The sequence below is a fragment of the Vibrio sp. 947 genome (genome assembly GCF_033339115.1).
Classification (GTDB): Bacteria; Pseudomonadota; Gammaproteobacteria; order Enterobacterales; family Vibrionaceae; genus Vibrio; species Vibrio alginolyticus.
On the sequence record NZ_JAWOTX010000036.1, the window covers coordinates 35,911 to 45,389 of the forward strand.

Annotated in this window: 7 protein-coding genes; 3 read left to right on the forward strand and 4 right to left on the reverse strand. The window is 45.4% G+C overall.

What is annotated here, in order from left to right:
• Nucleotides 1-15 precede the first annotated feature (15 nt).
• Together R7Q39_RS27025 and fadE are read right to left on the reverse strand one after the other, a co-directional pair.
• The gene (locus R7Q39_RS27025; protein ID WP_005380390.1) at nucleotides 16-1,791 is read right to left on the reverse strand and encodes a SulP family inorganic anion transporter; all 1,776 of its coding nucleotides are present in this window, start codon (nucleotides 1,789-1,791) and stop codon (nucleotides 16-18) included.
• A gap of 206 nt (nucleotides 1,792-1,997) precedes the next feature.
• Nucleotides 1,998-4,442, reverse strand: coding sequence for an acyl-CoA dehydrogenase FadE (gene fadE / locus R7Q39_RS27030; RefSeq protein ID WP_206225626.1), 2,445 nt, complete (start codon nucleotides 4,440-4,442; stop codon nucleotides 1,998-2,000).
• 376 nt (nucleotides 4,443-4,818) lie between these two features.
• On the opposite strand from fadE, the gene lpcA reads away from it, so the two are divergent.
• Both lpcA and R7Q39_RS27040 read left to right on the forward strand, forming a co-directional pair.
• Entirely contained in the window at nucleotides 4,819-5,394 is a 576-nt protein-coding gene (gene lpcA / locus R7Q39_RS27035; protein WP_005380392.1) for a D-sedoheptulose 7-phosphate isomerase, read from the forward strand.
• Nucleotides 5,395-5,444: 50 nt separating this feature from the next.
• On the forward strand, nucleotides 5,445-6,290 hold the full coding sequence (locus R7Q39_RS27040; RefSeq protein WP_005385395.1) for a class II glutamine amidotransferase: 846 nt from the start codon (nucleotides 5,445-5,447) through the stop codon (nucleotides 6,288-6,290).
• A 389-nt stretch (nucleotides 6,291-6,679) separates the two neighbouring features.
• Here R7Q39_RS27040 and purN read toward each other — a convergent pair whose 3' ends face one another.
• Both purN and purM read right to left on the reverse strand, forming a co-directional pair.
• Complete coding sequence (purN, locus tag R7Q39_RS27045; RefSeq protein WP_318077075.1) at nucleotides 6,680-7,336, reverse strand: phosphoribosylglycinamide formyltransferase; 657 nt, start codon at nucleotides 7,334-7,336, stop codon at nucleotides 6,680-6,682.
• A gap of 151 nt (nucleotides 7,337-7,487) precedes the next feature.
• Complete coding sequence (purM, locus tag R7Q39_RS27050; RefSeq protein WP_262689175.1) at nucleotides 7,488-8,528, reverse strand: phosphoribosylformylglycinamidine cyclo-ligase; 1,041 nt, start codon at nucleotides 8,526-8,528, stop codon at nucleotides 7,488-7,490.
• A 179-nt stretch (nucleotides 8,529-8,707) separates the two neighbouring features.
• On the opposite strand from purM, the gene upp reads away from it, so the two are divergent.
• Nucleotides 8,708-9,334, forward strand: a complete 627-nt coding sequence (upp, locus tag R7Q39_RS27055; RefSeq protein WP_005380401.1) for a uracil phosphoribosyltransferase — start codon at nucleotides 8,708-8,710, stop codon at nucleotides 9,332-9,334.
• Nucleotides 9,335-9,479: the final 145 nt, after the last annotated feature.

A 9,479-nucleotide genomic window follows, 5' to 3' on the forward strand; every position in this document is an offset into this window, starting at 1 on the left:
ATATTAAATTTGTATTTAAGCCACTTCTGGAATTGGTTTGGGTGGCTGCTCTAAATCAGGCTCTTTTTGAACAGTAGGAATCTGTCCCTCACCCACAGCACTGATGTAACAGCCACTAAGTTTAATGGCAAGGTACATATCAGCTCGCAGTAAGATGCCTCCTTCACTGGTGCTGATACCAGTAAGCTCACACCATTGACGAAGACGTCGTTTCCTTCCTGCGAGGATTAAACGTACGCCTCTCTTTTTCAAAGTATTGTGAATATCTGCCAGAGTGGCCATCACACTGAGATCCAAGTGAGTAAAGCTCGATACGGCGTCGATGACAACGCAACTTGCGTCTTTGTGATGCTCTGCCTGCTCTAACACTCTACGTTTAAAGTAAGGAGCATTGAAGTAAGTTAGCGGTGAGTTAAAGCGGTAAATCACCATTCCAGGAATAGGCGAAGCTTTTCCTGAGTCGTCGATGGTCCGAATGGTACCTTTTTCATCCAAGCCAAGTAGCTGATCACTCGGTCGCATGACAATCCGTAAAAATTGAAACAGCCCTAGCAATACCGCCAAAGTGATCCCCGGTATTACACCCACGATCAACACAGAAATAAAAGTAATGATGGCCAGATAAAATGCATCTTTGTCACGAGATTTTAATTTCCAAATTGCTTTAAGATCGAGCAGCGATAGGGACGCAATGATCAATACAACACCAAGTGAAGCGATAGGGATGAACTGCAAAGGCTCGTAAATAAATACCGCAATAATGGCAATGGTGATTGCGGCGACAATCGAAACTAATTGAGATTTACCGCCATTTGCATCATTGACGGCTGTGCGTGAGTCAGCGCCGCTTATCGCGAAACCTTGCGAAAACGCTGAGGCAATGTTGGCAAAACCCAACGCCTGAAACTCTTTATTAGCATCAATATCATAACCGTTTTTAGCAGCGAAACTGCGGGCGGTGAGCATCATGCTAACAAAACTGACAATCGCAAGGTTGAGAGCCGGGACCACTAGTTCACGAACTTCACCTAGCTCAAACTCCGGTGTTTGAAACTGAGGGAAGCCACCTTGAGTGAGTCCGACAACCGATACGCCCATCTCTTGTAAATGGAAAAACCAAACTGACGCAGTAGTTACGAGGATCGCCAGCATGGCAGCAGGCCAAGTTGGTCGGTAGCGTTTGGTGAGCAAATAAACGACAACTGTCACGATACTCAGAGTTACAGTAGGCCAATGAAGATCGGTTAATCGTTGTGGAGCTTCCCATAAACGTTCCAGTAAATAACGTTGCTCGTATTTCAAACCGACTACTTTCGCAAACTGACCAACGATAATTGTGAGAGCAACACCGTTGAGTAGACCCAAAAGAATCGGACGAGAAAGGAAATCTGCAAATACCCCTAGCTTGAAACGACTTGCCAGTACACACCAAATCCCCGTCATCGCTGTCATGGTCATAACCAACTGCCAATGTTTTGTGGGGTCACCTGCGGCAAGTGGTGTCACAACAGCAGCAATCACTGCACAGGTTGCTGCATCGGGTCCGACAATGAGTTGTCGAGATGTGCCCATCATGGCGTAAACCAACATTGGCAGTACACACGAATACAGACCGACAATTGCGGATACACCAGTTAACTGTGCGTAAGCTATGGCAACTGGCAGTGCAACCGCGACAACAGAAAAGGCGGCTCTAAAGTCGTTAACAAACCATTCTTTTTGATAATGCTTAAGCTGAACAAGCCCTGGGAACCACTGTGCGAGTAATATTTTAGCCAACGGATTTACCATATATGTGAGTGAGTTACTTAAAGTATACACCGCTTAGTTGGAACGTCTGTGAGTTAGTTATCACTGGAAATCGGGGGAAAGATTGGAGTGCGTGGCTTTTATTGCGATTGCGCAGGGGCTTCGTGGTGTGAGGTGTTATGAATGCGATTCTGGAAGCAATAAAAAACGGGAGCTGATACTCCCGTTTGTGGTCTCAGATTCTAGAGTTACGCGACACTATCCATCTGAGGGTATAGCGGCTTTGCGGCAAGCAGTTCCGGCTCAAAATCGTCAACGTTGATTGTATCTAGACGATGCTGTTCCGCTTCTCTGAGTAGATCGGCTTCTTCTTGCGTGATAAAGCCTTGCTCTAGCCCTTCCTGAGCAATCATATCCAAACGTAAGAATGGGCGACGCTTACCTTGCGCTTTACATACTTTGTCAAACACAGGTTCAGCTTGAAGAATGACTGACAGCGCCAGCTCAATCTTACCTGCTGCGTTGTGCTCGGTTGGTTCAAGGTATTGACCGCGACCAATGCGTGAGCGCGTTGCACTTGGCGTTTGTAGAATGCGTGCCACTTTACTGTCTAGTTTATCGCTTGGTGCTTTGCGTACGCGACCAAATGGCATGATTAACACGCGTAGCGCACGGCCAATCACTTTGTTCGGGAAGTTTGCTAAGAACTCATCTACTGCCACTTCCGCTTGTTTCAAACTGTCTTGTAGACCCCAGTGTACTAATGGTAAATCTTCGACTGGGCGGCCATCTTGCTCAAAACGTTTCAACGTCGCAGAGCTCAAATATAGCTGGCTTAGAATGTCACCAAGACGCGCTGATAGACGCTCTTTACGCTTCAAAGAGCCACCTAGCACTGCCATTGAGATATCCGATAGCAGAGCAAGGTTTGCACTGTAACGGTTCAATTGTTGGTAGTAACGCTTGGTTGCATCTTTGGTTGGTGATGAAGAGCCCAGACCGTCGCTCAAACCAAACCAGATACTGCGCACTAGGTTACTCATTGTAAAGCTCACGTGACCAGCAAGCGCTTTATCAAATTTCTCGACAGCATTACTTGCTTCAGAATACGCCGCGTTCATTTCTTCAAGAACGTACGGATGGCAACGAATTGCGCCTTGGCCAAAGATGATCATTGAGCGTGTTAGAATGTTAGCACCCTCAACCGTTACCGCGATTGGCGCACCTTGGTAACCACGAGCTAGGAAGTTAGAAGGTCCCATACAGATACCTTTACCGCCTACGATGTCCATTGCATCGATGATGCTTTGCTGGCCGCGGTGCGTACAGTGATACTTCACGATAGCTGAGATTACTGATGGCTTTTCACCTAAATCGATACCCGCAACGGTTAAGTTGCTTGCTGCATCCATCACGTAAGCATTACCACCCAAGCGTGCTAATGGTTCTTCAACTCCTTCCATATGGCCGATCGGCTGTTTGAACTGACGGCGAATACGTGAGTAAGCACCGGTTGCCATTGCCGCAGTTTTGATGCCACCTGTTGAGTTTGAAGGTAGCGTGATACCACGTCCAACCGACAGACACTCAACCAGCATACGCCAACCTTGGCCCGCCATTTTTTCGCCACCGATAATGAAATCGATAGGAACAAAGATGTCTTTACCGCGCGTTGGACCATTTTGGAATGGCACATTGAGTGGGAAGTGTCGGTTACCAATCTCAACACCTTTGACATCAGTTGGGATAAGCGCACAAGTGATGCCAAGATCTTCTTTGTCGCCTAGCAAACCTTCAGGATCGCGAAGTTTAAATGCTAAGCCTAGTACCGTTGCGACTGGCGCTAGGGTGATGTAGCGCTTGTTCCAAGTCAGGCGCATACCCAGTACTTCTTTTCCTTCCCATTCGCCTTTGCAGACCACACCGTAATCTGGAATAGAGCCTGCGTCAGAACCCGCTTCTGGGCTCGTTAAGGCGAAACAAGGGATTTCCTTACCTTCAGCTAAACGCGGTAAGTAATGATTTTTTTGATCTTCAGTACCGTAGTGTTGCAGTAGTTCACCAGGGCCTAAAGAGTTAGGAACACCAACGGTAGACGATAGAACGCCAGAAACACCCGTTAATTTTTGTAGCACCAAAGATTGCGCGTATGCTGAGAATTCCAGACCACCGTACTTTTTCTTAATGATCATGGCGAAGAACTTATGATCTTTCAGGTATTGCCAAACTTCTGGCGGTAAGTCCGCGAGTTCATGGGTCACTTGGAAATCACTCACCATGGCGCACACTTCATTTACAGGGCCGTCTAAAAAGGCTTGTTCTTCCGCACTTAACTTAGGTGCTTGAATTGCGTGTAGCTTTTGCCACTCTGGTTTGCCTTTAAATAGTTCGGCTTCCCACCAGACGGTACCTGCGTCTAACGCTTCTTTTTCGGTTTGAGACATAGCTGGCAGCACTTTCTTGAAAAGCACTAACGCTTTGCGGCTAATTAAAGACTGACGTACGCCAGGAACCGCGAGCACAGCTGCGGCGAGAACGTAAATAGCCCAACCAATAACGCCGACAGTTCCAGCTACTGTAAAAGCTAGCATGGCTGCGGTGAGTAAGCTAATAGATTTCACGAGAGACATGCGGTGGTAGAGCGTAATGCCTAGCACGATCGCCATCGTGATGATTGAGAGCAAGATGTCCATATGTATTTTCCTTTTCAGACTTTATAAGTTTTGTACGTCTGTATGTTAGGTAAGAGGTCTAACCAGTTGGTTTAAGTGTAATCAAAATATTAAGGAAATGTAAAACATAAGATTGGATAAAAAGTGATCTAAGTAGAGTTAAAATTCTAAAGTTGAGATTTGAGTGATGGTTTCATGAGCAAGTTGACAAGTTTATTACCATCACTAATCTAAATCTGTTGGTTCACTATCGACACTAATTCTCGTTTGTGGGTAAACTCAGAGTAATCAAACCCGAGTTCAGGTTTATGAAATGTCTGATACCAAATTGGTATCAGAACAATTTGCTCAGTGAGTCAAGAGCTGACTGAAGCCGAAATAATAAAGAGAACGTCTTATGTACCATGATCTGATTAGAAGTGAATTAAACGAAGCTGCTGAAGTGCTCAACAAATTTTTAAGCGATGACCATAACATTGCGCAAATCGAAGCAGCGGCGAAAATGATTGCTGACTCATTCAAGCAAGATGGTAAAGTATTGTCGTGTGGTAACGGTGGTTCTCACTGTGATTCAATGCACTTTGCCGAAGAGCTAACAGGCCGTTACCGAGAAAATCGTCCTGGCTATGCTGGTATTGCTATTTCAGATCCAAGCCACCTTTCTTGTGTGAGTAATGACTTTGGTTATGACTTCGTGTTTTCACGTTATGTAGAAGCGGTTGGTCGAAAAGGTGACGTACTGTTTGGTCTGTCGACTTCAGGTAACTCAGGTAACATCCTGAAAGCGATTGAAGCAGCACAAGCGAAAGGCATGAAGACGATTGCGCTAACAGGTAAAGATGGCGGCAAAATGGCAGGCCTTGCAGATATTGAAATCCGCGTGCCACACTTTGGTTATGCAGACCGCATTCAGGAAATTCATATTAAGATTATTCATATCATCATTCAGTTGATCGAAAAAGAGATGGAATAATCGTTTACGGCCACCGTTTCGAGCTGTGTTGTTAGGGAGTTTTTTAAACCATGTGTGAATTGCTCGGTATGAGCGCTAATGTTCCAACGGATATTTGTTTCAGTTTTACTGGGCTCATGCAGCGTGGAGGTCGAACCGGCCCACACCGTGACGGATGGGGGATCACCTTCTACGAAGGGAAGGGCTTTCGAACCTTCAAAGATCCCAAGCCAAGTTGTGAGTCTAAAATAGCAGAGTTGGTACAAAATTATCCCATCAAAAGTCGTGCGGTCGTTAGTCATATCCGACAGGCGAATCGTGGTGGTGTTAATTTAGAAAATACTCATCCCTTTACACGTGAGCTGTGGGGTAGGTATTGGACGTTTGCGCATAACGGTCAGCTCTCTGGCTACCAAGACTTGCATACAGGTCGACATCGACCTGTCGGTGAGACAGATAGTGAACTGGCATTTTGCTGGTTATTGAAGCAAATGGAAGATCGATATCCTGAGCCACCAAAGGATATGGAGTCGGTATTCTTATATGTTGCTAAATGTTGTGATGAGCTAAAAGAGAAGGGTGTATTTAACATGCTTCTGAGTGATGGTGAGTATGTAATGACGTATTGCACCAATCATTTGTATTGGATCACAAGACGCGCACCGTTTGGAAAAGCCGCGTTGCTTGATGAAGATGTGGAAATTAACTTCCAAGAAGAAACAACGCCACACGACATCGTTTCTGTGATTGCAACTCAACCTTTGACGGGCAACGAAGCTTGGCAGCGTATGAAACCTGGCGAATACGGCTTGTTTCACCTAGGTGAACTAGTCAAAAATAATGCCTCTGAACTGGTAAATGTGCCGTTTGCGGCGGCTAAGCCGGGCAATCAAGCGCCAACCGAACCGTTAGAGTGATGGTCTCTTACTCTGAATATAAAAATAAAGCTCGCTTAATCGCGAGCTTTATTTTTATGCGTTTTAAACCGAGGGCGGATACGGATGAGCATTCTTACTTTCTAGAGTGCTGGTAGTAGAGTCCTAGTCTCGCTAAGGCTTGCTGTAAAGACGTAACTGATAGAAATTTCTCATAAAACACCTCGTCAGTCTGAACGGTGAAGAACGAACCAGATTCAGAATCTACTTTCCGAGTGTTATGTTACTCAAGTGGTTATGGGATTTTTTAGAATGTTGGGTTTTAGGTTTCTAGTCTCACTACGGCTTTCTTGAATCAAGTTTATAAGTATTAAAACAACCAAGAGCAGCCCTCAGGCTGCTCTTTTGTGCTTGGAGTTTATTATTCAGGGCTACTCATCTGAGGCGTACCCATGTACGCCAAGCTCTGCGCCATCTAAATAGGCTTTACCATCCTTCATGATCAACCGCTCGTCTACCAGCCACTTAGCCACCATAGGGTAGATTCGGTGCTCCTGCGCCTGAACACGTGCCGCAAGTACACTAGCATCATCGTCTTCGAACACAGGAACTTTTGCTTGCAGTATGACAGGGCCACCATCAAGCTCTTCCGTTACAAAGTGCACACTCGTACCATGTTCTTTGTCGCTAGCATCAATTGCTCTCTGGTGTGTGTGTAGCCCAGGATATTTTGGTAGAAGAGAAGGGTGGATATTGATCATCTTACCCATGTAATGAGAAACAAATGCGCTGCTCAGAATGCGCATGTAACCAGCAAGAATAATCACGTCTGGTTGGTATTCATCTATTTGACTCATTAGCTCTGCATCAAAGCTTTCACGCGATCTGAATGCTTTAGGGTCGACAAAGTGACCGTCCACATCAAACTTTTTTGCACGTTCTAAACCCAAAGCATCTGCTTTGTTAGAGAACACGGCTGCCACTCGTGCGTTTGGCATGCTGTCTTCGCAAGCTTCCAAGATAGCTTGCAGGTTACTTCCGTTACCCGAGATGAGGACCACAATGTTTTTTAGGGTATGGTTTTTCATGATGTCGAGAGCGCCTTGGTATTGTAGGTTGGAGTTATGTAGCTTCTAAACTACCTACTAATAGAATGGTTTTTAGTGTTCTAGATAGCAAAATGAGGACCTAGTCATCTAGTGTCCTCATTCTTCTTATCTTTTGAGCTCGATTTGCAAATTATTGGATTTCAACTTGCTCTTCGTTCGCGTTTGCTTGTGCGATTTGACCAATCACCCACGCGTTTTCGCCTTCTTCTTTAAGAAGAGCAACTGCTGCATCTGCCTGGTCTTTCGGTAGTGCGACGATTAGACCTACACCACAGTTGAATGTGCGGTACATTTCGTGTGTGTCGACGTTGCCTTTCTCTTGTAGCCACTTGAAGATAACTGGCCATTCCCAACTGTTACCATCGATAACTGCTTTCGTGCCTTCAGGCAGTACGCGTGGGATGTTTTCCCAGAAACCACCACCAGTGATATGAGAAATCGCATGGATGTCGTGTTTCTCAATCATCTTAAGTGCTGACTTGATGTAAATTGTTGTTGGTTCCAGTAGGTGCTCACCAATAGTGCGGCCTGCTAGCTCTTCGCTCTTATCTGCACCAGATACTTCTAGGATCTTACGGATAAGGGAGTAACCGTTTGAGTGTGGGCCGCTTGAGCCAACAGCGATAAGTGCATCACCAGCAGCGACTTTCGTGCCGTCAATCACGTCTTCTTTTTCTACTACGCCAACACAGAAACCAGCTACGTCGTAGTCTTCGCCTTCATACATGCCCGGCATCTCCGCAGTTTCGCCACCAATTAGGGCACAACCTGCTTGAACACACCCTTCTGCGATACCTGAAACAACATCCGCTGCGGTATCAACGTCTAGTTTGCCTGTTGCGTAGTAATCTAGGAAAAACAGTGGCTCTGCGCCTTGCACGATAAGATCATTTACACACATTGCCACTAGGTCGATGCCAATCGTGTCGTGCTTGTTCATATCCAGTGCTAGGCGAAGTTTTGTGCCAACGCCATCAGTACCAGAAACCAGTACAGGTTGTTTGTATTTAGTTGGCAATTCGCATAGCGCGCCAAAACCACCGATACCACCCATAACTTCAGGGCGACGAGTACGTTTTACCGCACCCTTAATACGATCCACAAGCGCGTTGCCTGCATCAATATCTACACCAGCGTCTTTATAGCTAAGAGAAGAGTTGTTACCACTCACAGGGAAGTCCTCGGTATTAAGTTGGATATGAAAACGGCGCTATTCTAACAGTGCTTAAACATAGATAGCAAACGTTTGCGTCTGTTTTTTTCTTTAGTGATTTATCCTGATATCCCTGTGGAAATCATGTATAATCTGAAGGTTTGTTTAAATATTGCCAACTATAGCCGGAGATGGACATGAAAGTTGTTGAAGTAAAGCACCCTCTAGTAAAACATAAAATTGGTCTAATGAGAGAAGGTGACATCAGCACAAAACGTTTTCGTGAGTTAGCGACTGAGGTCGGTAGCCTACTTACTTACGAAGCAACGTCAGACTTTGAAACAGAAAAAGTGACCATTGATGGTTGGAACGGTCCGGTAGAAGTAGACCAGATTAAAGGTAAAAAAGTAACCGTAGTGCCAATCCTACGTGCAGGTCTAGGCATGATGGATGGAGTTCTTGAGCACATGCCAAGCGCACGTATCAGTGTTGTGGGTATTTACCGTGATGAAGAAACGCTTGAGCCAGTTCCTTACTTCAACAAGCTTGCTTCAAACATCGAGGAGCGTATTGCGCTTGTTGTTGACCCAATGCTTGCAACAGGTGGTTCTATGATTGCTACGATCGATCTCCTAAAAGAGAAAGGTTGTAACCAAATCAAAGTGCTGGTACTTGTTGCTGCACCAGAAGGTATTGAAGCGCTAGAAAAAGCACACCCAGATGTTGAGCTATACACTGCGGCAATCGATGAGAAGCTTAATGACAAAGGCTACATCGTTCCGGGTCTAGGCGATGCAGGTGATAAGATCTTCGGTACTAAGTAATTCTTTGATGTATTACTATGACTGAACAGAAAAAGGCTTGGTGAAAACCAAGCCTTTTTTGTATCTACTGTGCCGTCCTAAATAAGGTTGACACTTTCCACCCCCAAAATTGGAGAGTGTTATGAAATCAACAACTAAAAGAACT